The 23,580-nt window shown below is 67.8% G+C and carries 23 protein-coding genes; 9 read left to right on the top strand and 14 right to left on the bottom strand.

From position 1 onward, the window contains the following. The first annotated feature begins 257 nt into the window (after nt 1-257). A complete protein-coding gene (gene gluQRS / locus C9424_RS09930; RefSeq protein ID WP_116766692.1) occupies nt 258-1,139 on the top strand; it encodes a tRNA glutamyl-Q(34) synthetase GluQRS in 882 nt (293 codons plus the stop codon). A gap of 9 nt (nt 1,140-1,148) precedes the next feature. Beyond that, nucleotides 1,149-1,754, top strand: a complete 606-nt coding sequence (locus C9424_RS09925) for an HD domain-containing protein (RefSeq protein WP_116766691.1) — start codon at nt 1,149-1,151, stop codon at nt 1,752-1,754. Here the strand turns inward: C9424_RS09925 and C9424_RS09920 are convergent. From C9424_RS09920 to C9424_RS09875, 10 genes are all read right to left on the bottom strand, one after another. Beyond that, entirely contained in the window at nt 1,751-3,295 is a 1,545-nt protein-coding gene (locus C9424_RS09920) for a carboxylesterase/lipase family protein (protein ID WP_237563392.1), read from the bottom strand. The genes C9424_RS09925 and C9424_RS09920 overlap by 4 nt on opposite strands. Nucleotides 3,296-3,358: 63 nt before the next feature. Continuing rightward, nucleotides 3,359-4,675 (bottom strand): ATP-binding protein, encoded by a 1,317-nt coding sequence (locus C9424_RS09915; protein WP_116766690.1) that lies wholly within the window; start codon nt 4,673-4,675, stop codon nt 3,359-3,361. Between the two features lie 201 nt (nt 4,676-4,876). Next, nucleotides 4,877-6,457, bottom strand: a complete 1,581-nt coding sequence (locus C9424_RS09910) for an amino acid permease (protein ID WP_237563391.1) — start codon at nt 6,455-6,457, stop codon at nt 4,877-4,879. 27 nt (nt 6,458-6,484) lie between these two features. Continuing rightward, entirely contained in the window at nt 6,485-7,900 is a 1,416-nt protein-coding gene (locus C9424_RS09905) for an aspartate ammonia-lyase (protein WP_116766689.1), read from the bottom strand. Between the two features lie 8 nt (nt 7,901-7,908). Continuing rightward, nucleotides 7,909-8,961: an asparaginase gene (locus C9424_RS09900; RefSeq protein WP_116766688.1), complete on the bottom strand. Its 1,053-nt coding sequence runs from the start codon at nt 8,959-8,961 to the stop codon at nt 7,909-7,911. Between the two features lie 76 nt (nt 8,962-9,037). Beyond that, complete coding sequence (locus C9424_RS09895) at nt 9,038-9,733, bottom strand: FadR/GntR family transcriptional regulator (protein ID WP_116766687.1); 696 nt, start codon at nt 9,731-9,733, stop codon at nt 9,038-9,040. Nucleotides 9,734-9,884: 151 nt separating this feature from the next. After that, entirely contained in the window at nt 9,885-10,493 is a 609-nt protein-coding gene (locus tag C9424_RS09890) for a DUF305 domain-containing protein (RefSeq protein ID WP_116766686.1), read from the bottom strand. A gap of 122 nt (nt 10,494-10,615) precedes the next feature. Continuing rightward, nucleotides 10,616-11,098: a hypothetical protein gene (locus C9424_RS09885; protein ID WP_116766685.1), complete on the bottom strand. Its 483-nt coding sequence runs from the start codon at nt 11,096-11,098 to the stop codon at nt 10,616-10,618. 131 nt (nt 11,099-11,229) lie between these two features. After that, entirely contained in the window at nt 11,230-12,186 is a 957-nt protein-coding gene (locus C9424_RS09880) for an L-lactate dehydrogenase (protein ID WP_116766684.1), read from the bottom strand. Nucleotides 12,187-12,201: 15 nt separating this feature from the next. Then, on the bottom strand, nt 12,202-12,960 hold the full coding sequence (locus C9424_RS09875) for a glucose 1-dehydrogenase (RefSeq protein ID WP_116766683.1): 759 nt from the start codon (nt 12,958-12,960) through the stop codon (nt 12,202-12,204). 263 nt (nt 12,961-13,223) lie between these two features. Between C9424_RS09875 and C9424_RS09870 the strand changes: the two genes are divergently transcribed. Both C9424_RS09870 and C9424_RS09865 read left to right on the top strand, forming a co-directional pair. After that, complete coding sequence (locus C9424_RS09870) at nt 13,224-13,526, top strand: type II toxin-antitoxin system Y4mF family antitoxin (RefSeq protein WP_116766783.1); 303 nt, start codon at nt 13,224-13,226, stop codon at nt 13,524-13,526. After that, complete coding sequence (locus C9424_RS09865) at nt 13,523-14,767, top strand: type II toxin-antitoxin system HipA family toxin (protein ID WP_116766682.1); 1,245 nt, start codon at nt 13,523-13,525, stop codon at nt 14,765-14,767. The genes C9424_RS09870 and C9424_RS09865 overlap by 4 nt, the downstream gene beginning before the upstream one ends. A 10-nt stretch (nt 14,768-14,777) precedes the next feature. Here C9424_RS09865 and C9424_RS09860 read toward each other — a convergent pair whose 3' ends face one another. Next, complete coding sequence (locus tag C9424_RS09860) at nt 14,778-15,395, bottom strand: uracil-DNA glycosylase (RefSeq protein ID WP_116766681.1); 618 nt, start codon at nt 15,393-15,395, stop codon at nt 14,778-14,780. 709 nt (nt 15,396-16,104) lie between these two features. Between C9424_RS09860 and C9424_RS09850 the strand changes: the two genes are divergently transcribed. Further along, nucleotides 16,105-16,617, top strand: a complete 513-nt coding sequence (locus tag C9424_RS09850; RefSeq protein WP_116766680.1) for a hypothetical protein — start codon at nt 16,105-16,107, stop codon at nt 16,615-16,617. 30 nt (nt 16,618-16,647) lie between these two features. On the opposite strand, the gene C9424_RS09845 is transcribed toward C9424_RS09850, so the two are convergent. Then, complete coding sequence (locus C9424_RS09845; RefSeq protein WP_116766679.1) at nt 16,648-18,174, bottom strand: amidohydrolase; 1,527 nt, start codon at nt 18,172-18,174, stop codon at nt 16,648-16,650. A gap of 303 nt (nt 18,175-18,477) precedes the next feature. Here C9424_RS09845 and C9424_RS09840 point away from each other — a divergent pair, with 303 nt between their 5' ends. The 4 genes from C9424_RS09840 (at nt 18,478) to C9424_RS09825 (ending at nt 22,480) form a co-directional block, all read left to right on the top strand. Further along, a complete protein-coding gene (locus tag C9424_RS09840; RefSeq protein ID WP_116766678.1) occupies nt 18,478-18,849 on the top strand; it encodes a hypothetical protein in 372 nt (123 codons plus the stop codon). Then, nucleotides 18,846-19,901 carry a zinc-dependent alcohol dehydrogenase family protein gene (locus C9424_RS09835; RefSeq protein WP_116766677.1) on the top strand — a complete coding sequence of 352 codons (1,056 nt, stop codon included), beginning with the start codon at nt 18,846-18,848 and terminating at the stop codon, nt 19,899-19,901. Before C9424_RS09840 ends, C9424_RS09835 begins: the two co-directional genes overlap by 4 nt. After that, nucleotides 19,898-20,344 carry a flavodoxin family protein gene (locus C9424_RS09830; RefSeq protein ID WP_116766676.1) on the top strand — a complete coding sequence of 149 codons (447 nt, stop codon included), beginning with the start codon at nt 19,898-19,900 and terminating at the stop codon, nt 20,342-20,344. The genes C9424_RS09835 and C9424_RS09830 overlap by 4 nt, the downstream gene beginning before the upstream one ends. Before the next feature lie 81 nt (nt 20,345-20,425). Then, nucleotides 20,426-22,480, top strand: a complete 2,055-nt coding sequence (locus C9424_RS09825; RefSeq protein WP_237563389.1) for a DUF4389 domain-containing protein — start codon at nt 20,426-20,428, stop codon at nt 22,478-22,480. Between the two features lie 7 nt (nt 22,481-22,487). Here the strand turns inward: C9424_RS09825 and C9424_RS09820 are convergent, their stop codons facing one another. Next, nucleotides 22,488-22,784, bottom strand: coding sequence for a hypothetical protein (locus tag C9424_RS09820; protein WP_116766675.1), 297 nt, complete (start codon nt 22,782-22,784; stop codon nt 22,488-22,490). Nucleotides 22,785-22,873: 89 nt separating this feature from the next. After that, entirely contained in the window at nt 22,874-23,326 is a 453-nt protein-coding gene (locus C9424_RS09815; protein WP_116766674.1) for a hypothetical protein, read from the bottom strand. Nucleotides 23,327-23,580: the final 254 nt, after the last annotated feature.

Below are 23,580 nucleotides of genomic sequence, written 5' to 3'. Positions count from 1 at the left end.
GGTCTTCTGCTCAAATGGTGACAACAAAGGGACGCGGCCACCGCCACGGTCCCGAAGGCTACAGGAACCCCGGCACACCACCCGGACCCTGGATGAGGCTCCCGCAAGGAACCTGCCGCTGACTGACTCTTGTTCACGCATCGTCATTCCGCACAGCGCACCACAACACGGCAAGAGCCCCTGAGCTACCGACGTCGGACGTCCCGAAGTCATCGGTAGCTGAGGGGCTCTTGTTCTGCCCGGCATAGGCTGGACCCATGACCTCTGCCGGCCGCTTCGCCCCCAGTCCCTCCGGCGAACTTCACGTCGGCAACCTCCGGACGGCCATCCTGGCGTGGCTCTTTGCACGGTCCACGGGGCGGCGCTTCCTGATGCGGGTGGAGGACCTGGACCGGGCCCGGGCCGGTGCCGAGGCGGAGCAGCTCCGCGATCTTGCGGCGATCGGCGTGACCTGGGACGGCGGCGTCGTGCGCCAGACGGACCGTGAGCACCTGTATGCCGAGGCGATCGCGCAGCTGACGGCAGCCGGGCTGACCTACGAGTGCTTCTGCACGCGCCGCGAAATCCAGGAGGCTCCGTCCGCGCCGCACGCCCCGCTGGGCGCCTACCCGGGGACCTGCCGGAACCTGAGCGACGGGGAGCGCGACGCCAGGCGGGCCGTCCGGCCGGCGGCGGTCCGGCTCCGTGCCGCCGTGGCCGAGACGACGGTGCGGGACGTGCTCCACGGCGACTACACGGGGGTGGTCGACGACTTCGTGCTCCGGCGCAACGACGGCGTGACCGCCTACAACCTCGCCGTGGTGGTGGATGATGCCGTGCAGGGCATCGATCAGGTGGTCCGCGGGGACGACCTACTTCCCTCCACGCCGCGCCAGGCCTACCTGGCGTCCCTGCTAAATATGCCCGTTCCGGAATATGCGCATGTTCCGCTGGTGCTGAACTCCGACGGCGCCCGGCTGGCCAAGCGCGACGGCGCCGTTACGCTCGCGGACCTGGCACGGGCCGGCGTGGGCGCCGACGAGGTCCGGGACATTCTGCTGGCGTCGCTCGGGCTTCCCGCCGGCCCCCTTGCCGATGCCCTGGCCGTATTCGACCCGGCCGCGCTGCCACGGGAGCCCTGGGTGTGGCCCGGCGCGTAGGCTGGATCCATGACCGAGCCCGCACACTCCCAGCCCCGCTTCACCGTTGAGACAGCCAAAGTCCTGGCCGAGGTGGCCCACAACCGCCAGAAGGACAAGCTCAAGCGGCCGTACCGCGAGCACGTGCTCGCCGTCGGGGATGCGCTGGCGGACTTCGACGACGACATCCAGATCGCCGGGTACCTCCACGACATTGCCGAGGACACCCCGATGACCCGGCAGGCCCTCCTGGACATGGGGGTTTCCGAGCGGGCCGCCGACATCATTGAACGCGTCACGAAGCGCTTGCACGAGAACCCCGACGACTACCAGGCGGGCATCCGCTACATCGCCGAAGACCACGACGCCACCCTGGTCAAGATTGCCGACAACGCGCACAATTCGCTGCCCGAACGCGTCAAGGCGCTAGCGGAGAAGTGGCCGGACAAGCCGCCGGTCACCCGCTACGACGAGGCCCGCCCGGTGCTCTACGCCGCGGTCCCCGTGGAGGAGACCCGCAAGATCCTGGCCCGGATCAACCCGTGGCTGCTCCAGGAACTGGACGACATGCTCGACGAGGCGGACGACACCGACTACGAGAACCTGGCCTACGACAACCCGGACGCCGTCGTCTAGCGGATTCCCTCCCACAGCGAGCGTTCCCAGGACCGGGGGTCGTTCACCACACCAGGGGCGACGTCGAAGCGCATGGTGGCCCTGCGGGCGGGTTCATACCCCGGCCAGCCAGGGTCCCCGGTGGCGGCGAAGGACACCCAGGCGGCGTGCAGGGAATCGGCCAATGCCTGCGGCGGGTTGTCGCCCAGAAGCGGCCCGAACAGCCGGGCCGTCGTGTCCAGGTTGTCAAAGACGAACGGCACTTCCAACGCGTGGACCGCACCGAGGCCCGGTGCTGCCCACGCGAACTCGTACATGTAGGTGCCCGTGCCGGTACCCTGCGCCGCCTCGGCGTGGGCCTCGGCCAGGCGGATGGCCGGGATCCGCACCCACCAGTCAGTCTGCACCGCGGCAAGAAGGTCGCCGGGGCCAGCATCGGGGTAGTGGGCCCGGTACGATTCGAGCCCAGCCTGGACCGGGAGGCCGTAGGCGGCAGGCGGCGGGAAGCCCTCGATGCTGTCCGTGCCGCTCAGGCTCTCTTCCGTAACCCTGCCGAGCACGCCGGTGATGGCCAGGAACAGTTTCCAGTCCTCGGTGTTGGTGCCAACGATCACGTCGACGTGCGCGCTGGCCCCGGCGGCGATCCGGTCGATCGGACGGCGCGGAATGACCTCGCCGTCGATCACCGGCTGCCAGGGCATCAGGCTCGCCACGACGTCGTGGCCCCAGCGCTCCGGATCCGGATGCGCCAGCAGCTCGACCTTCAGCTCCGCCTGCGCCGCGAGGAACCGCTCGACCGGAACCGCCGCCATGGCCTCGCGTGTCTGCGAAACGCCCAGCTTCACGGCAAGGGACCGGCCGATCCGTTCCGCGGCCGGTTCGGGGATCACGTGGTGGGCCGCCCCGCTCTGCAGGATGGCCCGCCGGAACAAACCCTCGGCCCGGGGCATGGACAGCAGGATGCCGATGCTCATCGCGCCGGCGGACTCACCAAAGACGGTGACGTTTCCCGGGTCGCCGCCGAAGTCAGCGATGTTGTCCCGGACCCACTCCAGGGCCGCGACCTGATCAAGCAGACCTACGTTGGCGTGCCCGTCGCCGAGGCAGAGAAAGCCGTCGGCGCCCACCCGCCAGTTGATCACGACGCACACGACGCCGTCCCGGGCGAAGCTCCGGCCGTCGTACGCCGCCGTCGAGCCGACCTCGAAGGCGCCGCCCTGGATCCAAACCATCACCGGGAGTCCGGCCGCCCCTGCGCTTGACGTCCCAGCAGCCGCCCTCTTAGCGGGCGTCCAGATGTTGAGGTTCAGGCAGTCCTCCCCGGTCAGCCCGGTGTCCCAGTCGGTACCCGCACCCAGGGGCGGAGCAACCTGGGGAGGCGACGCCCCGAAGTGCGTGGCATCCCGCACGCCGGTCCACGGCTCAACCGGTTGCGGCGGCCGGAGCCGGTTCGCCCCGGACGGCGGCGCCGCGTAGGGGACGCCCAAGAAGGACGCGACGCCGTCGGTCTCCGTGCCCCGCAGCGAGCCGTTGTGGGTGGTGACGACAGCGTCCATGGCCATAACCGCCACTCTGGCAGGTCCCGGGGCGCACCGGAAGGGGCCGAAGGTCACCGGCCGGACTGGCTACACCCGGCCCAGGGCGTCGATGTCCTCGAGGAAGTCCTGGTGCACCTCGTCGCTGACCGTCGTCCGGGTGTCCCGGATGGCATCGAGATAGTCCTGGGTGGAGGGGCCCTTGCGGACAGCCGCACGGGAGGCGGGATCGCCCCCGGACGCCGCGCCGTCGTCGTCGTACACCGCTTTTTCCAGCGCCCGCTGGGAGGCGCTGCGGGCCGCGTACTCAATGTCCGCGGGGGAGAAGCCCTCGGTGCGGTCCACGAGGAGCTCGACGTCGACGTCGTCCACCACGGCGGCGGGGATGAAGCGCTGCCACATCGCCTCGCGGGCCTGCCGGTCCGGCAGGCCGATCGGGATGACGTAATCGAACCGGCCGTGCCGCAGGAATGCCGAATCCAGGGCGCGGATGAAGTTGGTGGCGCAGACCAGGATGCGGCCGGGCTGTTCGCGGAAGGCAGGGATGATCTTGAGGAGCTCGTTGGTCACGCCCTGCAGGGGAGAGGGCGGCTCGCCCGAGCGCTGCGAGGCGATTTCCTCGACCTCGTCGATGAAGACCACCGCGTGCTCGAGTTCGGCGATCTCCAGGAATGTTTCGCGCAGCGCCCCGGCCAGGCCCTGCGGGTCGGCGGCCAGCCGGGAGGGGAAGACCTCCACGAACGGCCACTCGAGCCGGGACGCGATCGCCTTGGCGAACGTCGTCTTGCCGGTGCCGGGCGGTCCAAAGAGGACGACGGCGCGCGGGGGAACCACGCCGTATTCGTCGGCGAGGTCGGCCTCGGCGAGGGGCAGCACCAGCCGGCGTTCCAGCAGTTCCTTTTCGCGGCGCATGCCGGCCACGTTCTCCCACAGGTCGCGGGCCAGGATGCGGCCGCCAAGCTGGCTGAGGGGTTCCAGCTCCTGGCGCTGGACCGGGATCTTCCGCTCAAAGTAGCGCAGGTTCTTCTTCAGCACGAAGCCGCGGCCCAGGAACGCCTCCACCCGGGTTTCAGATTCCGGCATCAGCGCGGAGAGCTTGTTCAGCCCGTGCGGGGCCATCCGGTTCTCGACGGAGGCCAGCAGCGAGGTCCCGATCCCGCGGCCCCGGAACTCGGGCAGCGTCGCCAGGAAAACGATCCAGCCCTGGTCATGGGCGGCACGTCCGACGGCGGCGCCCACCACCTGCTCGCCCTGCACCGCCACGACGGCATGGTCCTTTTCGCACGAGGCCAGGACCTCGGAGAGCGCGTAGACGGGCTCCACATTCGATTCCTTGAGGGATTCCCAAAGGTGCAGGATGCCGTCAAGATCTGCCGAGTGGAAGTCCCTGATCCGCCAGTTGGTCATGAAGTGTCTCCCGGATGGTTCGTCGCTGAGCCGGTGGGCGCCAGTGTGAGCTGGTCTGCTGAGCATATGCGAACCGCCTCGATCAGAGGTTGCGGGGGCGTTGCATTACGCCGACACCCGCCCAACTAGCTCGCAGTTGTGGCCGTTTTGAGCGATCAAAACGGCCACAACTGCGAGCCAGTTGGGCAGGGGGACGAGGTGCTAGTTGCCGCCCGGCGCCCCCGGGCCAGGCCGGTTGGCCACGAGCGGGTATGGGCCGGTGAAGCCGTCGCGGACGGCGGCGATTTCCATGATGCGGTGCCGGCAGAGGCGCCAGCCGAGCATCAGGAGCGGGATGATGACGACGAGGGACGCGATGGTCCACGTTCCCACCGGAGAGTCGAACGCCATGAGGACCAGCACTGCCAGGAGGAAGGCCAGGGTGATCCAGCCTGTGACGGGGGCGCCGGGCATCCGGAAGGAAGGCCGGAGCAGTTCCCCGCGGGCCGCGAGCCGGGCCAGCTGCATCTGGCACAACACGATCATGGCCCACGTGCTGATGATGCCCAGCGACGCGACGTTCAGGACGATCTCGAAGGCCTCGGCGGGGACCACGGCGTTCAGGACGACGCCCAGGACGGCCACACCGGCGGTCAGGGCGATGCCGCCGTAGGGGACACCGGACTTGTTCATCCGGGCGGCGAACTTCGGCGCGGAACCCGACACGGACATGGAGCGCATGATCCGGCCGGTGGAGTAGAGCCCGGCGTTGAGCGAGGACAGCGCCGCGGTAAGGACCACGAGGTTCATGATGGCGTCCACGCCGTCCACGCCGATGGAACCGAAGAACGTCACGAACGGGCTTTCACCGGCCTTGTAGGAGCTGTAGGGCAGCAGCAGCGAGAGAAGGACGAGCGAGCCGACGTAGAACACCGCGATGCGCACGATCACCGTGTTGATGGCCCGCGGCATGATCTTCTCCGGGTTTTCCGTCTCGCCGGCGGCGGTGCCGATCAGCTCGATCGAGGCGTAGGCGAACACGACGCCCTGCATCACCACGACTGCCGGCAACAGGCCGTTGGGGAACAGGCCGCCATTGTCCGCGATCAGGCTGAAACCGACCTCGTGGCCGCCGACGGGCGTGCCGAAGATGACGAAGTAGATGCCCACGAGCAGGAAGGACACCAGCGCCACCACCTTGATGAGCGCGAACCAGAATTCGAGTTCGCCGAACACCTTGACGCTGATGAGGTTCAGGGCCAGGACCAGGATCAGGGCGGCCAGGGCCCAGGCCCACTGCGGCACGTCCGCGATGGGGGCCCAGTACTTCTTGAAGAAGTTCATGTAGAGCGCGACGGCGGTGATGTCCACGATCGCGGTCATGGCCCAGTTCAGCCAGTACAGCCAGCCGGTGACGAATGCGGCTTTTTCGCCGAAGAATTCGCGTGCGTAGGACACGAACGAGCCCGACGACGGCCGGTGCATCACGAGTTCGCCGAGGGCGCGCAGGATCATGAAGGCGAAGAAGCCGCAGACGGCGTAGCTGATGATCAGGGCCGGTCCGGCGGTGGCGAGACGGCCTCCGGCGCCCATGAAGAGGCCGGTGCCGATGGCGCCGCCGATCGCGATCATCTGGACCTGTCGGGGTTTCAGGCTCTTGTGGTAGCCCTGGTCCTCGGCGTGGAGCGCGGCCTCGGTGGCGTGGGCATGCGCCGGAATGGTGTGGTCGGTGACGGCCGGCCGCTGATGGGCGGGCTGTTGGTCCTGCTGTTTTTGGGCGCGGGCAGTGTCGGGATGAGTCATGGGGGTCCTTCGGGGTTCGGAAGTACGCTACTTGCTCAGGTTGGCCAGGCGCTGCGGGCTGAGCAGCTCGGTAAGCTGCTCCGCGGTCAGGAGTCCGTGTTCGAGGACGAGCTCCGCGACGCCCTTGCCGGTGGCGAGGGCCTCCTGCGCGATGGCCGTGGCTGTGGCATAGCCCAGGTGCGGGTTGAGGGCGGTGACGAGGCCGATTGACTGTTCCACCGTGAGGCGGAGCCGCTCGGTGTTGGCGGTAATGCCCCGGACGCAGCGGGCCGTGAGGGTGCGGCAGGCGGCTTCCAGGTGGGAGATGCTCTTGTGGAGGCTGTGGACAATGATCGGTTCGAAGGCGTTCAGCTGGAGCTGGCCGGCCTCGGCGGCCATGGTGATGGTGACGTCGTTGCCGATGACCTCGTAGGCCACCTGGCTGACCACTTCCGGGATGACCGGGTTGATCTTGCCGGGCATGATCGAGGAGCCGGACTGCACGGCGGGCAGGTTGATTTCGCCAAGCCCGGCGCGCGGGCCGGAGGAGAGCAGCCGGAGGTCGTTGCAGATCTTGGACAGTTTCACGGCGACCCGCTTCAGCACGCCGGAGAGGTGCACAAAGGCGCCGACGTCCTGCGTGGCCTCGATCAGGTCTACGGCCGTGACGAGCGGAAGGCCTGTGATGTCGGCCAGGTGCCGGCAGGCGGCCGCGGCGTACCCGGCCGGGGCGTTCAGGCCGGTGCCGATCGCCGTGGCACCGAGATTGATTTCGTGGATCAACAGGTCGGCTTCGGCCAGGCGGAGCCGGTCCTCCCCGATCGTGACGGCGTAGGTGCCGAATTCCTGGCCGAGTGTCATGGGGACGGCATCCTGCAGCTGGGTGCGGCCCATCTTCACCACCGTGCGGAATTCAAGGGCCTTGGCGGCGAAGGCGTCCTCGAGCTCGGTGAGCGCTTCCAGCAGTTCCCGGGCGGCGAAGATCGTGCCGAGCTTGACCGCCGTGGGATAGACATCGTTGGTGGACTGGCTGAGGTTGACGTGGTCGTTGGGGTGCAGCCGTGCGTAGTCGCCCTTGGGGTGGCCGAGGATTTCCAGGGCCCGGTTGGCGATCACCTCGTTGGCGTTCATGTTCGACGACGTCCCGGCACCGCCCTGGATGACGTCCACGACGAACTGCTCGCTGAGCTTGCCGTTCATGACGTCGGCGCAGGCATCCTCGATGGCCCGGGCTCGCTCGGCGTCGAGCAGCCCGAGCTCGTGGTTGGTGCGGGCGGCAGCCAGTTTCACGGCGGCCAGCCCGCGGACCAGGTACATGTTGGAGGACAACGGCTGGCCGGTGATGGGGAAGTTCTCCACGGCCCGGAGGGTATGGACACCCCAGTAGGCGTCGGCGGGAACATCCCGGTCGCCGAGGAGGTCGTGTTCGGAGCGGAAATCCGGGTGTTCGTCGATCGAGGTCATGGCGGTCCTTACTGGGCGTCGGCGGCGTGGGAGGTTTCGGGGGCGGCGAGGAAATCGGCGGCCTGCAGGAGTCCGACGGGCCGCCCGCCGCCCAGCACAGGGGTCGCGGCGAGGTGCCCCAGGGACGAGGTGTCGACGTCGAGCGCCGCCAGGATCCGCACGGTGACGGGCATCCGGGCGCGGTCCCCGCCGTCGGAGATCTTCACGGCGATGGCGCGGCCGTCCGGGAGGCCCACCAGCTGGACACCCTCGAAGCCGTCCTTGGCCAGCAGGCCGGGGACGAGGCGCATCAGCGCGGTGACGTCGCGGTCCTCGCCCGCAACCATCTCGGGGTGGCGGCGCATGGCGCGTGCGACGGCGGCTTCCGCGCTGTCTCCGGATGTGCCGGGGCCGCCTGCCACGGCCAGCCGGCCGAACGCGCGGGCCATGCCGCGCAGGGTGAGCGCGAAGAGCGGGGTGCCGCAGCCGTCAGTGGAGGTGCGCTCCGGTTCCTCGCCGGTCAGCTCCGCCACGGTCCGGGCCGCGAGCTGCTGCAGCGGGTGCTCCGGGGCCAGATAGCCGCGGACCGGCCAGCCGTTGATGACGCAGGTGGCGGCCATCGCTGCGTGCTTTCCGGAGCAGTTCTGGGCCAGCTGGGTGGCCTTTCCGCCGCCGGCGAGCCATTCCTCGCGCTCGCGGGCGCCGTAGGGGAGGTCTGTGCTGTTCTCGAGGTCCTCCGGGGTCAGGCCGTGCAGGTCCAGGATGCGCCGCGCACCGTCGCGGTGGGCGGCGGCTCCGGAATGGCTGGCGGCCGCGAGGGCCAGGAGTTCGTCCGGGAGGTCCAGCCCGGCGCGGACCATGGCCACAGCCTGCAGCGGCTTCAGGGCCGAGCGCGGGTAGAACGGGGCGAGGGGCTCGCCGGCGGCCAGGAGGGTCCGGCCGTCCGCCGCCGTGGCGATCGCGGAGCCGTAGTGGACGCTCTCGACCAGGCCGTCGCGGGTCTGGACCGCAAGCGGGGCGTGCTGCGGGAGCCGTTCCGGGGCCAGCGGGGTGGGTAAGTGCGCGAGGGCAGGAGAAATCATTGCGTCCTTTGGCGGTGGAGTTGTTGGTGTCTGGTCGGGTGCCGGCGGGGGTGGCCGGCGCCTGCCGTGCCTTCTGTTAGGAGTTGAGGATCGAGTCGAGGGCGACGCCAACGGCGTGGAGGTGTTGGCTCATGGCGATGCGCGCCGTCGCCGTGTCGCCGGCTTCGATAGCGGCCAGGATGCGCCGGTGTTCGTCGTCGGAAGCGTGCTTGCGGTCCGCCACCATGTTCAGTGTCTCGGACTGGTAGGCGAGGGCCTCGCGGATGTCCGCGACGACGTTTTCGAACACCTTGTTGCGGCTGGCCCGTGCGATCAACGCGTGGAAGCTGGAGTCCAGGCCCACCCATACTTCGGGGTCGTCCTCGGCGGTCATCGCAGCGACGATGTCCCGCATAGTGTCCAGTTCCTCGGGCGATCGGCGTTCCGCGGCAAGGCCGGCGGCAGGAACCTCGATGTGGGGACGCGCCTCCGTGAGGTCGCGTGCCGAGTACTGGCCCAGCACCAGGTCCTTTGCCACGTGGTTGGCGACGACGAACGTGCCACGTCCGGTCCTGGTGACGGTCAGGCCCAAGGCGGTGCAGGAGCGCAGGGCCTCGCGCACCACCGAGCGGCTCACCCCGTACTCCTGGGCGAGCGTTGCCTCGGAGCTCAGCTTGGCGCCGACGCCGAGCTTGCCGGATTCGATGTCGGAGCGGAGGACGTTGAATACCGCTTCGGCCGCGCTGAGGCGGGCGAGCGGCTGTCCTGCTGTCCGGCTGTCTGACAGGTTCACGCATTAAAATATGGCAGGGGTCACACCTGGTGTCAACTGTGACGACGGCCCGGGGGCCGGATGACCGCCAGCCCGGGGGCCGGTTGCCAGGGGCCGGGGCCGCCGTCACGGTTGGTGCTCTGGTGCTCTGGTGCTCTGGTGCCAGCGTCGCCTACAGCGCGGCGAGCAGTGCCTTCATTTCGGCGATTTCTGCGGTCTGGGCGGCCGCGATGTCCTTGCCCAGCTGGACGGCCTCGGCGCTCTTGCCGCTGCGGACCTCCGCGTTCGCCATCTCCACGGCGCCCTCGTGGTGAGCGATCATCTGGGTCAGGAAGAGTTTCGCGGCCTCGGTGCCCTGGGCGGCGTCGAGTTCCTTGAGGTCATTCTCGCCCATCATGCCGGACATGGCGTGGCCGCCGGCCGTCTGCGTGGATTCGTTCCAGGCCTTGAGCCATCCCGTCATTCTCTCGATCTCCGGGCCTTGGGCGGCCTTGATTTTCGCGGCCAGAGCCGTGATTCGCGCGTCCATGCCCTGCTTCTGCAGCATCATCTCGCTCATTTCGACGGCCTGTGCATGGTGGGGGATCATGCCCTGGGCAAAGAGCGTGTCGGTGCCGTTGTGGGTGGCGCCGGCAGCGGCGGGCGCGGAGCTCGCAGCCATGCTGCCGCTGCCCATTCCGGACATCGTGCTGCCGGAACTCGAGCCGGAGCCGGTGGAGCAACCGGCCAGGGCGATGACGGCGGCGAGGGCGGTCGCGGAAATCGTGAGGGTCTTCTTCATGTCAGATCTGTCCTTTGAAAATCCGGCAGGGAACGCCGGCGTCGGGCGGGCTGCGGCGCAGGAGGGCGGCGCGCCCCGATGGCATGCAGAGGCGCCGGAAAATCAACGGCGCGGGCCCGGGTTTACGTTCGGCTAATGGACAGATCGTTGGGCGTGGGTGAGCCGGGGATGCGGGCCGAGAGCGCCCACTGGGCCGCAACACCTGTCGCCCAGGGCTGGGTTCGCTTCACCGCGGTGCCCGGTGGCGGCACGCTCAGCGAGACGCCGGACACGGAGGGGGTGCAGTCCACATGGGCGGCCGGCTTCTCGGCGCAGCCACCTTGGCAGGTGCACGACGCCGGCATCGGCGTGCCGCCGACTGTCACCGTTGTAGCGAACGCCGGAGGGGCCGCAGGAGCTGCCGCGGCGGGCGAGTGTCCGGAGTGAGTCCGGGCGGCGGGCATGACGCTAGAAGCGCTTGCCGGGTGGGCGGTTTGGCCGTGCATTCCGTGGAGGCCGGCAAGGATGTGCATGCCAAGGAAGCCGGCAATGACTGCGAGGATGCCGGCCAGCAGTGCTGCGCGGCGGAGGACCGGCACGGCACCGGCTGCGCGGGCAGTGGCCATGGCGATCCTCCTAGCTGGGTCGTTGGGCTGCCATCCCGTTTCACGGCGTTCTCGTGACCCGGAGGCACTTTCAGGGTACCCGGATTCAACGCCCGGCTGCGGAACGATGTTCCCGTCCGTAGGCTGCTACTTCAGATCCCGAGCGTCGCCAGGCTCTGCTGCAGCGTTTCTGCCGAGTGGTGGAGGGATGCGAGTTCGCCGTCGTCCATGGGGGTGTCCAGCACCTTCAGGACGCCGCCGTGCCCCACGATGCTGGGCAGTGAGAGCGCCACACCGGAGATTCCGTACTGCCCGTCGAGCAGCGTGGAAACCGGAAGGACCGCGTTTTCGGCGCGCAGCAGGGCCTCGACGATGCGTGCACCGGACAGCCCGATGGCGTAGTTGGTGGCGCCCTTGCCGGCGATCACCTTGTACGCGGCCTGTGTCACCTCGCGCGCGGTCTCGGCCAGGAGTTCGGAGGAGAAGATCCGTTCGCCGTTGACGGTCCAGTTGCGGATGGGGACCGGGCCGATCGTGGCGCCGGACCAGATGGGGAACTCCGTGTCACCGTGCTCGCCCACCATGCTGGCGTGGACGCTGGTGAGCGAGACTCCTGCGCGTTCGGCCAGCAGCCAGCGGAGCCGGGAGGTATCCAGCACCGTGCCGGAGGAGAAGATGCGCGACGTCGGCAGGCCGGAGATCTTCTGCGCGGCGACTGTCAGGACGTCGCAGGGGTTCGTGACGAGCACATAGACGGCGTCCGGGGCATGCTCCAGCAGCCGGGGCATGAGGTCCTCGAGGATCCGGACATTCGTGCCGGCCAGGTCAAGCCGCGTCTGGCCCGGGGCCTGTTTGGCGCCCGCCGTCACGACCACGACGTCGGCGCCCTCCGTGGCGGAGATGTCACCGCCGCCCGTGACGGTGGCCGCCGCGGCGGCAAACTGCGTCCCGTGGGCCAGGTCCAGCACCTCGGCCTCGGCCTTGATGGCGTTGACGTCGTACAGGGCGACGTGGCTGGCCGAGCCCCGGATCAGCGCCGCATAAGCGAGGGAGGTGCCGACGCTTCCGGCGCCGACCACCGCCAGTTTTGAACCACTCTTCCCGGACATGGTGCCCCTTTCGGGCTAGTTCTCCGGCGCGTCGGCCGGGTTTGCCGCGACCGACCCCGCGGTTTCGCCGCCGTCGATCACGAATTCGGCCCCGGTGACGAAGGAGGATTCGTCCGCGGCGAGGTAGACGGCGAGGTCCGCAACTTCCGTCGGCTGGCCGACCCGGTGCAGCGGGACGTGGCCGGTGTCGAAGGTCATGCCCTCCGTCATGGGTGTCTGGATGACCCCCGGGTGCACGGAATTGACGCGGATGCCCAGGCCGCCGAGATCCAGGGCCGCGCTCTTGGTCAGGCCGCGGACCCCGAACTTTGATGCCGTGTACCCGGCGAGCTGTTCGTATCCGCGCAGTCCGGCGATCGATGAGACGTTGATGATGGCGGCGGGACTGGAGCGGGCCAGGGCCGGCACGGCAGCTTTGATGCCGTTGAAGACGCCGGTGAGGTTCACCTCGATGATCCGGGCCCACTGCTCGTGCGGATAGTCGTCGATCCGGCCAAAGTTCACTATTCCGGCGTTGTTGACCAGGATGCTGAGCCCGCCAAAGGCGTCGACGGCCTCGCCCACGGCCTGCTCCCAGTCGGCAGGCTTGGTCACGTCCAGGTGCACGTACCGGGCGCCGTCGCCCAGCCGGGCCGCCAGCGCAGCGCCGTCCTCGTCCAGGACATCGCCGACCACCACCTTGGCCCCTTCCTGCAGCATCCGGGTGGCCATGGCTCCGCCGATGCCACGGGCGCCGCCGCTGATCAATGCCACTTTGCCGTCCAGCCGTCCCATGGCTTGTCCTTCCGGGCCGCTCCGCGCTCGGGCACGGGCACGCCGCCCGCCCTTGTCCAGCATCTCGTCGGGCCCCCGGCGCGGGCAGGGCCGTTGGACCCTAGGGGCGCCGACACCTCCTGCACCGCCGGTACGAACGTGCCGAAATGGCTCTGTACGGGCTCGCCCGGCCGCCCTACACTGGGATTGCGGGAAAAGCGGCACGTTCGTACCTATGAAGGCGGCCGTTCGGACGCATGGTGATCAAAGGGGAGGATGCGGTCATGGGGAAGTCCTTTCCGGACCAGCTCGCTGCGGAGGTCCGCGCGCGGCGCGCCTCGCTCCGGCTGGGGCAGCGTGAACTGGCCGAACTGGCCGGAGTCTCCGAACGCTTCGTCCGTTTCGTCGAGCAGGGCAAACGTACCGTGCAACTGGATTCCCTGCTTGCGCTCCTGGACACGCTGGGGCTGGAACTCCGGGTGCAGACACGGACCAGCGCGGCCGCCCGCGCCCTCGCCGGGCAGCAGGCCCACGGGGAACTGCGGGCACCCGGGGAACCGGATCAGAGTACGGACGCCCGGCCATGAGGCACCGCATCGCCGACGTCTACAAGGCCGGTGTGCTGGCGGCCCGGCTGGAACGGCACGACGGCGGCACCAGGTTCAGTTACCTGCCGGCGTATCTGGCGTCCGGGGCACCTGCCGTCGCGAGCTCCCTGCCGCTGACGGCGGACCCTGTGCTGTCAGCGGCGGGCGCGGCTCCGCCGTATTTCACCGGGCTTCTGCCGGAGGGCCGGCGGCTGAATGCCCTGCGCCGGTCCGTCAAAACCAGCGTGGACGACGATCTGTCGCTGCTCATTGCGGCCGGAGCCAATCCGGTGGGTGACGTGCAAATTGTGGGCCACGGGGAGAAGCTGGATCCGGACGAACACGCCGTCGAGCTTGAACCCGGAACCCCCGTGGATTTCGATGCCCTGCTGGGCGACTCGGGCCTGATCGACCCGGTGGCGCTCGCCGGCGTGCAGGACAAGCTGTCCGCGGGAATGATCTCCATGCCGGTGGCCAGCGCCGGCCGGCGCTACATCCTCAAGCTCAACGCGCCCGAGTTCCCGCACGTCGTCGAAAACGAATACGTCATGTTCCGCTATGCGGCGCGGCTGCGGATCCCGCTGAGCCGGGTCCAGCTGATCCGTGACGTCTCCGGCCGGCCGGGACTGCTAGTGGAGCGCTTCGACCGGGTGCCCATCTCAACGGCTGCGGCGGGCGCGCCGTCGAATGCCGTGCAGCGGCTCGCCGTCGAGGACGGGGCGCAGGTGCTGGGGCTGTACCCGGCCGACAAGTACAACGTGGGGTACGGGCAGGTGTGCCATGCGCTCGCGGCGTACTGCGCGGCGCCGCTGCCGGCGCTACGGAATCTGGCCCTCCAGGCGGCGTTCGCGTGGCTGACGGGCAATGGGGACCTGCACGCCAAAAATGTTTCCATGGTGCAGCAGCCGGGCGGCGAATGGTCTATTGCGCCGGTGTACGACATCCCCTCCACCGTGGTCTACGGCGACAAGACGCTCGCCTTGACCCTGGACGGCAAGCGGACGGGGATATCCCGGAAGCACTTTTTGGGCTGGGCCGCGGGGATGGGGCTGACGGAGCGGGCCGCCGTTCAGGCGCTGGAGCTGGCGCTGAAGGCCGCGGGGCCGCTGCTGGCGGACCTCCAGGCGGGTACGGCGTTCAGTTCCATGACGAACGACGACGGCGCCTCGCCGTTTTCGGCCGCCGTCACCCGCGATTGGGTCAAGGAGCTCAAACACCGGCGCAGGCTGGTGGAGGGGTGAAGTCCTGGCCTTAGAGGTGCTGGATGCCGGCCCGCTGCATGGCGTCCCTGTAGACCTCAACGTTCTTGGCCAGGAGCTCTTCCTGCTTGGCGGGGGAAACGGCGAAGGCGCGGCCGCCGAGCGCGGTGGCTTTGTAGATTTTGACGCCGTGGTTCTTCAACGAGGAATGGTAGGTCTTCTCGAAGAGCGTCAGGAAGGAGTGGGCGTCGGCGCCGTGGGCAATGACGGCCGAGACGCGCTTGTTGATCTTCAGGAACTGGCGGAAGGGCCGGAGTCCGTCCGTCTTCTCCTGGACATTCAGGGCCGATGCGGCGTCCGGATCTCGGACCCACGGGTAGGCGTTCCACGGCATTACGTAGCGGGGGTCCAGCTCTGCGGCCTCGTAGATGGAGGTGGCGCGGCGGGCCGTTTCGTCGTCGTTGAAGTGCGAGACAAAGCCCGACTCCGTGCCCTTGCCGGGGCTGATATGCAGGCTGACAATGCGGCATTCGTCCTCGTCATGGACGGGGTCGATGTAGGGGACCACGGATCCAGGCTTCTTTTCCATGAGCTCGTCGCACAGCTGCGTCACCGCGGCGATGTTCGGCTCCTGCAGCAGGGCCTTTTTTTCGTCCCAGTCAATCGTCACGATTTCTCCCTCAGCACTCGGCGTCCAGAATCAGGCGGCTTCCTCCACTCTACGCTTTCGCGGAAGAGCGTGTTTTTGTGGCGGGGTCCAGAGGCTTTCTTCCTCTCGCCACGGTGGGGAGGCAGGCGTACGCTTAAAGCGCCTGCAGGTAACCACTTGATTAAGCCGGGTCGTTCTGGTCATGCAAATGTCCGAGCCGTCTCATAGCGAGATCGCGAAGGTACCTGCAGGCCTCACGTGTTGCAGCTGCACGAGGCAGTGGGACAGTCCGTTCCCCTGGCTGAGGTTCAGTTTCCCGCAGACCAGCCGACGCTCGTCGGTGCTGCGCCGGGACCGATAGCCGTAGAAGCCGTGTTTGAGCGGCTCCGGTCTTCCTATCACTCATTGGCGTTGCGCGCGATGTCCTTAATGAGTGTGTTAATCCGCTTGAGGATTTTTGCGGTTCTTGGATTGCCGCCAAACACGGTCTGTCGCCCGAGCCCGGGGGCTCAGATTGTTCTTGATCTCCTAGCCTCTTGTGATTGCAAACCCAGGAGGGTCTCAGGCCGCTGCCGTGGCGCGAGGCCTTGCTGGTTTGGGCGCCTTGGCGAGGTACCGGAGCTTGCGCCGGCGGAGCGGTGCCGCTGCCTTGGGATACGAAAATGAGGGCCGCCGAACTTGCGCGTCGGTAAGCTTCGAAGGAACGCCCCCGCCCCGATCCAAGGAATCCATGCCGATCAACAGACAGTCACTGAAAAAGGACGGGTTCACAGGATTCCGGCTGCTCGGGGATCTTGACATCAACCGGATCCCGCAGAAACCCGGAATTTTCGCGGTGTTAACGCGCGAAGGGTACCGCCCGCAGTTCCTGGCCAGGAGCACGGCTGGCGTCTTCAAGAAGAAGGACCCCACCCTGAAAGCCGAAGCGCTCGACGCCGAATGGGTCGACGGCGCCGACGTCCTCTTCGTGGGCAAGGCCGGTCCCGGGAGCAAAGGCAACCGCGGGCTGCGGCGGCAGATTCAGGAATTCGTCGACTTCGGCGCCGGCAAGCCGCCCGGCCACTGGGACGGCCGGCTCATCTGGCAGCTCGCCGCGGCTGGGTCACTGATCATCGCGTGGAAAGAGCTGCCCGTTGGGGAGCTCAACGCGGCCGAGGCCGCCTATCACGCGGCGTTCGTGGCGGAGTACGGCCGCCTGCCGTACGCCAACCTCGTCCAAGCGCGGGTCAAGGGCAAAGACTAGTCGCCAGCCAGACGCCGTCGCGGTCAACAACTAAACGCCGCCGTACTTAAATCTCCCTGCTATCAGCGTGGCGGCCACCGGCATCGCGGCAAACTCTGCCTCGGACGCAGTGAGCGGGTCGACGTCGAGCACCGCGAGATCCGCCGGATCCCCGACCCGAATCCTGCCCCGCCCGCGCGTTGACGCCGTGAGTGCCTCTTGCCGGGTGAGAGCCTGCTCGGCATGCCAGGGTCCGCGGCCGTCCTGCCGGGCGCGCGTTGTTGCGGCGGACATGGCGGTCCAGGGGTCCAGCGGAGCCACCGGGGCGTCGGAGCCGAGAGCGAGCCTCGCACCGGCGGCCACCAACGAACGCAGCGGGAAGGAACGGTCCGTGCGGCCGGGCCAGTTCGCCTCGGCCGCGTCGCGGTCATCGAGGGCGTGCGCCGGCTGGACGCTAGCGATCACGCCCAACCGGCCGAAGCGGGCGAAATCCTCGTTCCGGACAAACTGGGCATGTTCCACCCGTCCGGCAATTCCTGCCGCCTCAAACGCGTCCAGCGCCACGCGGTTGGCCGCGTCGCCAATCGCGTGGACGGCCGGCACGAATCCTGCTTGCCGCGCCCGGAGCAGCAGGGCAAGCAACTCTGCCTCGCCCACCGTCAGCAGGCCGTGGCCGCCGCTCGGGTACGGGTCAACACAGTATGCGGTGCGGGTGTTGAGCGAGCCGTCGATCAGCACCTTCAGCGGGCCCACGGTCAGGAGCCCGCCGCCGCCGGCGACCTCCAAGCCTGTCCGCAGTCCCTCGGCCACGGCCCTGTCCAGATCCTGCGGGTAGACCCCCGCTTCGACCCGGAGCGCATCGAAGCCTCCGGAGATCCGCCGCAGCCAGGGGCTGCGGTTCCACGTCATCTCGAAGTCCACGATCCCGACCACGCCCCGCGCGGCAGCGGCTTGGGCCGTCTTCTGCACCCAAGCATCCACCACCGTGTCCGGAAGCTTGCCTAGCTCGCGTGTCAGGGCAAACGCCGGTTCTTCCCGGAGCAGGCCGCCCGCGTCCACCTGCACGCCGTATCGCCGGGCCGCCGCGGAGTTGAGCCAGACGCAGTGGAGATCATGGCTGATCAGGGCCGTCGGCCGGCCGTGCGTCACGCCGTCGAGGAGGTCCAGGGTTGGCAGATCCGTCCAGACGGCATCACGGAAACCGACTCCCACCAGCGTCTGGACAGTACCCGGAACGGCGTCGCCACCTCCGGCCCCGGCCAGGTGAGCCCCGGCCAGGTGAGCAGCGACGACGGCGGCCGCCTCGCGTGCCGAGCCGGCCCCGGAGAGATCAAGGCGATTAGACGCTAACGCCCACTGCGTCATGTGGACATGCTCATCCCAGAGTCCCGGAATGATGTAGCGGCCGTCGAGAGCCTCCACCCGGGTGCCGGCGACGCCGGAATTCCCGGTTGACGGACTAACCGCCGCCACGACGCCATTTCGTATATGCACATCGGAGCATGTGTCGTCCCCGGGCTGCCGCACGGCTGCCAGCACGAGGTCGGGCGAGAGGCGGGAACCGAGCTGTTCAGACATAGAGATCAGGCTAGGCGTGGAGCGACGAAGGACCTAAACGCCCATAAGGGACTTTCGCCCCTTACCCCTTCATCCCGCACCCCCCAAGCTGAACTTGGGGCGGTTCCTGCACGGCCAGTTGGGGGATGAACCGCTTGCTTGTCAGGTGCACGGTCTCGCTTAAAACCTTGGGGAAGGAAAAGGCATTCCGCCCTTTCCCGCGTCTGCGGGAACAGGGCAGGAGACCGAAGCCAACATGACTTTTGACAGCGATTTTTACATTTTTGAGTCCAGTGACGGGCTGCGCGGGAGCTCTGACCTCACGTGACCCACAGGCAATACGGAAACCGATCCAGCGCCTACTACGCGCACCCCTCGCATGGGGATCCCCGCATCAAAGTCCTTATTCGGATCGACGCCATTGAGCAGTCGGCGAGGGTCAACGTGCGGGGCGTCGTCACCCCCGCAAATATCCGGGCCCTCTATGTTGTCTGCCGCCGCGTGGCAGCCAAACTTCCCGGGTACGAAATCGTGGTGGACCTGGCCCACTCCCGCGTGACGGACGATGCCATTGAAGAACTCTACGAGCATGCCCGTCGCTCAGTCATGTCATCCGGAATCGACGACTCGGTAACGCCGTGCCGGCTGCGCATCGTGGATCCGCCGACCATCCTCAAGACCAAGGAGCACGTATGAAAGCCCTCGTCTATGGCGGTCCTGGAGAGAAATCCTGGATCGACGTACCCGACCCCACCATCCAGAGCCCTAGCGATGTGATCGTCAAGGTGGACACCACCACCATTTGCGGCACGGACCTGCACATCCTCAAGGGCGATGTTCCGGCGGTGACAAAGGGACGCATTCTGGGCCACGAAGGGGTCGGCACCATTACGGAGATCGGCGCGTCCGTGACCAGCCTGAAGGTCGGGGACCGTGTCATCATCTCCTGCATTAAGTCTTGCGGGCACTGCGCCAATTGCAAGACCGGCCTGTACTCCCACTGCTTGGGGGATGAGGGCACCTCCGGCATCGGCTGGGTCTTCGGGCACCTGATCGACGGCACCCAGGCCGAGTTCGTCCGCGTCCCGTACGCCGAGAACTCATTGCACCTCCTGCCCGAGGGAGTCAGCGACCAGCAGGCCGTCATGCTTTCGGACATCCTGCCCACCGGCTTTGAGATCGGCGTGCAGTATGGCCGGGTCAAGCCCGGTGACACGGTGGCAGTGATCGGCGCAGGTCCCGTGGGGCTGGCCGCGATCTCCACGGCGGGCCTCTATGGCGCCGCCACGATCATCGCCGTCGACCTCGACGCGAACCGGCTGGAGAAGTCCCGCGAATTCGGCGCCACCGATGTGGTCCTCTCCAGCGATCCCAATTGGAAGGAGCAGGTGATGCTCCTGACCGACGGGCAGGGCGTGGACGTGGCGATCGAGGCCGTCGGCGTCCCGGCGACTTTCGCCATGTGCACCGACATCGTGCGGCCCGGCGGGAATGTGGCCAATGTCGGCGTGCACGGCAAAGCCGTGGAGCTGCACGTCGAAAACCTCTGGATCCAGAACATCAACATCAGCATGGGCCTGGTCAACACCAACACCACCCCCATGCTGCTCAAGCTCGTGGCGCAGCAAAAAATCCCAGCGGACAGTTTCGCCACCCACCACTTCACCTTTGACGAGTTCATGGAAGCCTACGACACCTTCGCCCGCGCGGCAGAGACGAAGGCCCTCAAAGTGGTGATCACGGCTTGAAAGCCTTCATTGTCTACGACTCGGCCTTCGGCAACACGAAGGCCGTGGCCGAGGCAGTGGCCGGTGAGCTCGAGGGACTGGACGCCGCGGCCGTCCCGGTCGACGACTTCAACGCCGGAGAGCTGGCAGCGGGGGACCTCCTCGTCGTCGGCAGTCCCATCAACGGATGGCGTCCGACGCCGAAGGTCACCGCGCTGCTTTCGGGCCTCGGCAAGGACCGGCTCACGGGGGTCAAGGCGGCCGCCTTCGACACCCGCGTGCGCATGTTCATCCACGGCGACGCCGCCAAGAAGATCACGCATGCCCTCCGTTCCGGCGGAGCCGACATCATCTCCGAGCCTATGCCGTTCTACGTGGGCGGTACCAAGGGCCCGTTGCGCAGCGGTGAAATCGAGAAGGCTGGCAGTTGGGCAAAGACCCTCCTGACCTCGCTCGGTCGGTAGCGGCGCGGCCAGGCGCACCCTGCATCCGGAAGTCCTGCCCGACCGGGCGGGGCAAACGGACCATCTGAAAGGACGGCGGCCATGAAAGCAGGCCGGATTGTCATGCTGGTCCTCGGCGCGCTGTGCGCCTTGGTGGGGCTCGGACTGCTGGCGGGAGCCGGCGTCACGGGATGGGCCAACTACCAGCAGCGCGACGGCAGGTACTTCGTCACGCCGTCGGAGCAGTTCTCAGGCGATTCCTTCGCCCTGACGACCCCGCGGCTGGACCTCATGACCGCAGGCGGCCTGCCCGAGGGCACCCCCGTGGACCTTGCAGGCAGCGTGCTGCTCCGCGGCTCCACCAACGACCCCGGCAAAGAAATCTTCATTGGAATTGCCCCGCGGGCCGACGTCGCGGCGTACATGGCCGGGGTCCGGCATACCGAGATCGTCGACGTCAGGTTCGATCCCTTCCGCACTATCTACCGCGAAGTGGACGGATTCAAGCCGCCGGCCGATCCGGCGCGGCAGAGCTTCTGGGCCGCGACCGCCACGGGCCCTGGTGAACAGGAACTCACCTGGAACCTGCGCTCCGGAAGCTGGGCCGTGGTGGTCATGAATGCCGATGCGAGTGCACCGGTGGCGGTAAATCTACAGGCAGGGGCACGCTCCGACCTACTGTGGCCGATCTTCATCGGCCTGCTGATCGGCGGCCTTGTGATGCTGCTGATCGGGGTGCCGCTGATCGTGCTGGGCGCAGCCGGCCTCGGCCGCGCCGCACGGTCCGGCCGAGGCGGCCCGGGCAGCGGCGTCCCTCCCGGCAACCTGCCGCCCCAGCCCGGCCAGCCGCATCCCGTGGGTGCGTACGCGCCCGGGGCCCCAGGGCAGTTGAACAGCGCAGTGCCGCCGGGCGCGGCAGGGTCCTCCGGAGCCCCGCCAGGCGCCGTAGCAGCCTACGCTGCCGCGCCGGGAACTCCCTATCCGGTGCCTCCGGGCGGCCCCTCGCACTACGTGTATCCGGCCCGCCTCAACGGCTACCTCGACCCGAGCCTGTCCCGCTGGATGTGGCTCGTCAAGTGGTTCCTGGCCATTCCGCACTGCATCGTGCTGTTCTTCCTCTGGTTCGCTTTCGGCGTCGTCACTCTTGTGGCCTGGTTCGCGATCCTGTTTACGGGCCGCTACCCCCGCTCACTGTTCGACTTCAATGTTGGCGTGATCCGCTGGAACTGGCGTGTGGCCTTCTATGCCTTCAGCGCCATCGGCACCGATGCCTATCCGCCCTTCACCCTGGCCCGTACCAACTACCCGGCCGACTTCGACGTCGACTATCCCGACCGGCTGTCCCGCGGCCTGATCTTCGTGAAATCGTGGCTGCTGGCCATTCCGCATCTGCTGATCATCGGCGTGCTGACCGGGACGGCGAGGTCATGGGAGTTCCGCGACGGTCGCTGGGTGCAGGAAGGCGTGGGCATCTCGCTCCTCGGGCTGCTGGTCTTCATTGCCGGCGTGATCCTGTTGTTCACCGGCCAATACTGGCGGGGTTTGTTCGATCTTCTGCTCGGCCTGAACCGCTGGATCTACCGCGTCATCGCATACGTATCCCTGATGCGGGATGAATATCCGCCGTTCCACCTCGATATGGGTCCCGTCGATCCGGGCGACATGCCGGTGCCGGCCTATGCCGGCCCGCCAGCCGGACCTTATTCCGGTCCGCCAGCCGGGCCTTCGGTCGGGCCTTATGCCGGCCCGCCGGCCGGGCCTTATGCTGGCCCAGCCGGACCCTATTCCGGTCCCCCAGCCGGGTCCGCCGCGGCAGCCCCGTATCCGGTCCCCGGTCCATCCCCGTATCCCCCAGCAGCGCCAGGTCCAGCCCCGAGTCAGGGTCAGGCGACCGTGCGTGGCCCGGCACCCGAGCGTGAGGCTCCAAGCGGATCGCCTGGCGGCCCCCCGTCCGGTCAGACTGGCGGCCCGGCTGGCGGCCAAGCGGGCTTCTACGGCATAGGCGGCCCGGCGGCCGCGGTCAACGCTGAAACCCCTGAAGTCCCCAACAACCAGGGCGGCCAGAGTGACCCTAAACCGCCGGCTGACGCCGGTGTTGAAGGGCCCAAGGGAGAGGGGCCAAGTGGAGAAGTGCCCGGCGGCCCTCCCGGAACCTAGCGCCGAGTCACGCTGGTGATGGCCCCCGGTCCCGGCCGTTCCGGACCATGGCCGGGAAGAATGTGCCGGCGAATTCGGGGGAGACGATTTCCTGCTCGTGGCGCAGGACCATGTGGGCAAACTCGTGGAGGACAATCTGCTGCCGGTGGACCTCGGAGGCCGCCCGTGCGTGCAGGATCAGGTCCATGTGGTCCAGCCCGAACCACAGCCCGCAGACTTTGTCTGTTGCCCCTGCGATGGGGTTGATGACGATCTTGCGGCCCCGCTGCCGTTCAAGGTGTCTCTGGATTGAGGCAAGGGACACCGGCTAGGCGAGGACGAAGCCGGCTTCTGCTTCCCATGCCCGCGACCGGGCGGCGTCGTAATCCATGTACCGAGTCCTTGGCGGCTTACTCAGGGCTCGTCCGTATCCCCGCGCGAGAGCTGTTCGTCGATCAGGTCCCGGATCTGGAGCAGGGTTTCGGGGGAGAGGCCGTCCAGTTGGCGGGCGGCAAAGTTACGGACTTTGTTGGCCCGCATCGAGGCGAGCAATTCAAGCTGCGCCTCCACCCGGGGCGGAAGTTCGTCGTCACCATCGATCAGGTAGTTCTCGTTCACGCCGAAGAACCTGGCCAGGTTCTGCAGGAGTTCGACCTTCTTGACGGCGGGGCCGGTCCCCGATCGCATGTAGTGCCATCTGGCGCGAGAGAGCGGTGTACCGGCCTCGGACATGGCGTCCCTGACGTCATTGAACGTGATTTTCCGGCCCTCGGCCTCAGCGGTATCCAGGAGAATGTTCAGTTTGCGGGCGAGGGCTAGGCCCGGCGCAGAGGTCGACTGGTCACTGCTCACAGTGGCTTCTTTCATCAAGCGAATATGGTCGGACGCGGCTCTTCACGTGTCGTCAGTTCGCGTGCAATCCTAACAGATTGGACATGTCTAATCTGTTCCGGTTACGCTCAGGGCGAGGAATTGGACGTGTCCAATTCCTCGATGGCAGGACGGCGGTAAGCCGTCAGGCTCGCCGTGATTCGGCCAGGCGTAAGCATTTGGGGGGCTCCTGGCCGGGTCCCGGCGTTGCCCCGGCCCCTCCCCGGTGTTGTCCCGCGAATGTCCGCACG

Source organism: Arthrobacter sp. H-02-3, assembly GCF_003097355.1.
GTDB lineage: Bacteria > Actinomycetota > Actinomycetes > Actinomycetales > Micrococcaceae > Arthrobacter > Arthrobacter humicola.
The sequence above is the reverse complement of the archived record's forward strand: the minus strand, read 5'-3'. Positions and strand labels throughout refer to the sequence as shown.

What these genes read in the sequence shown, in the direction of transcription:
- C9424_RS09915 (WP_116766690.1), bottom strand. Translation starts at nt 4,675, where the DNA reads ATGACCAACTGGCGGATCAGGGACTTCCACTCGGCAGATCTTGACGGC.
- C9424_RS09835 (WP_116766677.1), top strand. Translation starts at nt 18,846, where the DNA reads ATGAAAGCCCTCGTCTATGGCGGTCCTGGAGAGAAATCCTGGATCGAC.
- C9424_RS09890 (WP_116766686.1), bottom strand. Translation starts at nt 10,493, where the DNA reads ATGAAGAAGACCCTCACGATTTCCGCGACCGCCCTCGCCGCCGTCATC.
- gluQRS (WP_116766692.1), top strand. Translation starts at nt 258, where the DNA reads ATGACCTCTGCCGGCCGCTTCGCCCCCAGTCCCTCCGGCGAACTTCAC.
- C9424_RS09825 (WP_237563389.1), top strand. Translation starts at nt 20,426, where the DNA reads ATGAAAGCAGGCCGGATTGTCATGCTGGTCCTCGGCGCGCTGTGCGCC.
- C9424_RS09925 (WP_116766691.1), top strand. Translation starts at nt 1,149, where the DNA reads ATGACCGAGCCCGCACACTCCCAGCCCCGCTTCACCGTTGAGACAGCC.
- C9424_RS09870 (WP_116766783.1), top strand. Translation starts at nt 13,224, where the DNA reads ATGGGGAAGTCCTTTCCGGACCAGCTCGCTGCGGAGGTCCGCGCGCGG.
- C9424_RS09900 (WP_116766688.1), bottom strand. Translation starts at nt 8,961, where the DNA reads ATGATTTCTCCTGCCCTCGCGCACTTACCCACCCCGCTGGCCCCGGAA.
- C9424_RS09885 (WP_116766685.1), bottom strand. Translation starts at nt 11,098, where the DNA reads ATGGCCACTGCCCGCGCAGCCGGTGCCGTGCCGGTCCTCCGCCGCGCA.
- C9424_RS09875 (WP_116766683.1), bottom strand. Translation starts at nt 12,960, where the DNA reads ATGGGACGGCTGGACGGCAAAGTGGCATTGATCAGCGGCGGCGCCCGT.
- C9424_RS09845 (WP_116766679.1), bottom strand. Translation starts at nt 18,174, where the DNA reads ATGTCTGAACAGCTCGGTTCCCGCCTCTCGCCCGACCTCGTGCTGGCA.
- C9424_RS09850 (WP_116766680.1), top strand. Translation starts at nt 16,105, where the DNA reads ATGCCGATCAACAGACAGTCACTGAAAAAGGACGGGTTCACAGGATTC.
- C9424_RS09815 (WP_116766674.1), bottom strand. Translation starts at nt 23,326, where the DNA reads ATGAAAGAAGCCACTGTGAGCAGTGACCAGTCGACCTCTGCGCCGGGC.
- C9424_RS09920 (WP_237563392.1), bottom strand. Translation starts at nt 3,295, where the DNA reads ATGGCCATGGACGCTGTCGTCACCACCCACAACGGCTCGCTGCGGGGC.
- C9424_RS09910 (WP_237563391.1), bottom strand. Translation starts at nt 6,457, where the DNA reads ATGACTCATCCCGACACTGCCCGCGCCCAAAAACAGCAGGACCAACAG.
- C9424_RS09880 (WP_116766684.1), bottom strand. Translation starts at nt 12,186, where the DNA reads ATGTCCGGGAAGAGTGGTTCAAAACTGGCGGTGGTCGGCGCCGGAAGC.
- C9424_RS09865 (WP_116766682.1), top strand. Translation starts at nt 13,523, where the DNA reads ATGAGGCACCGCATCGCCGACGTCTACAAGGCCGGTGTGCTGGCGGCC.
- C9424_RS09905 (WP_116766689.1), bottom strand. Translation starts at nt 7,900, where the DNA reads ATGACCTCGATCGACGAACACCCGGATTTCCGCTCCGAACACGACCTC.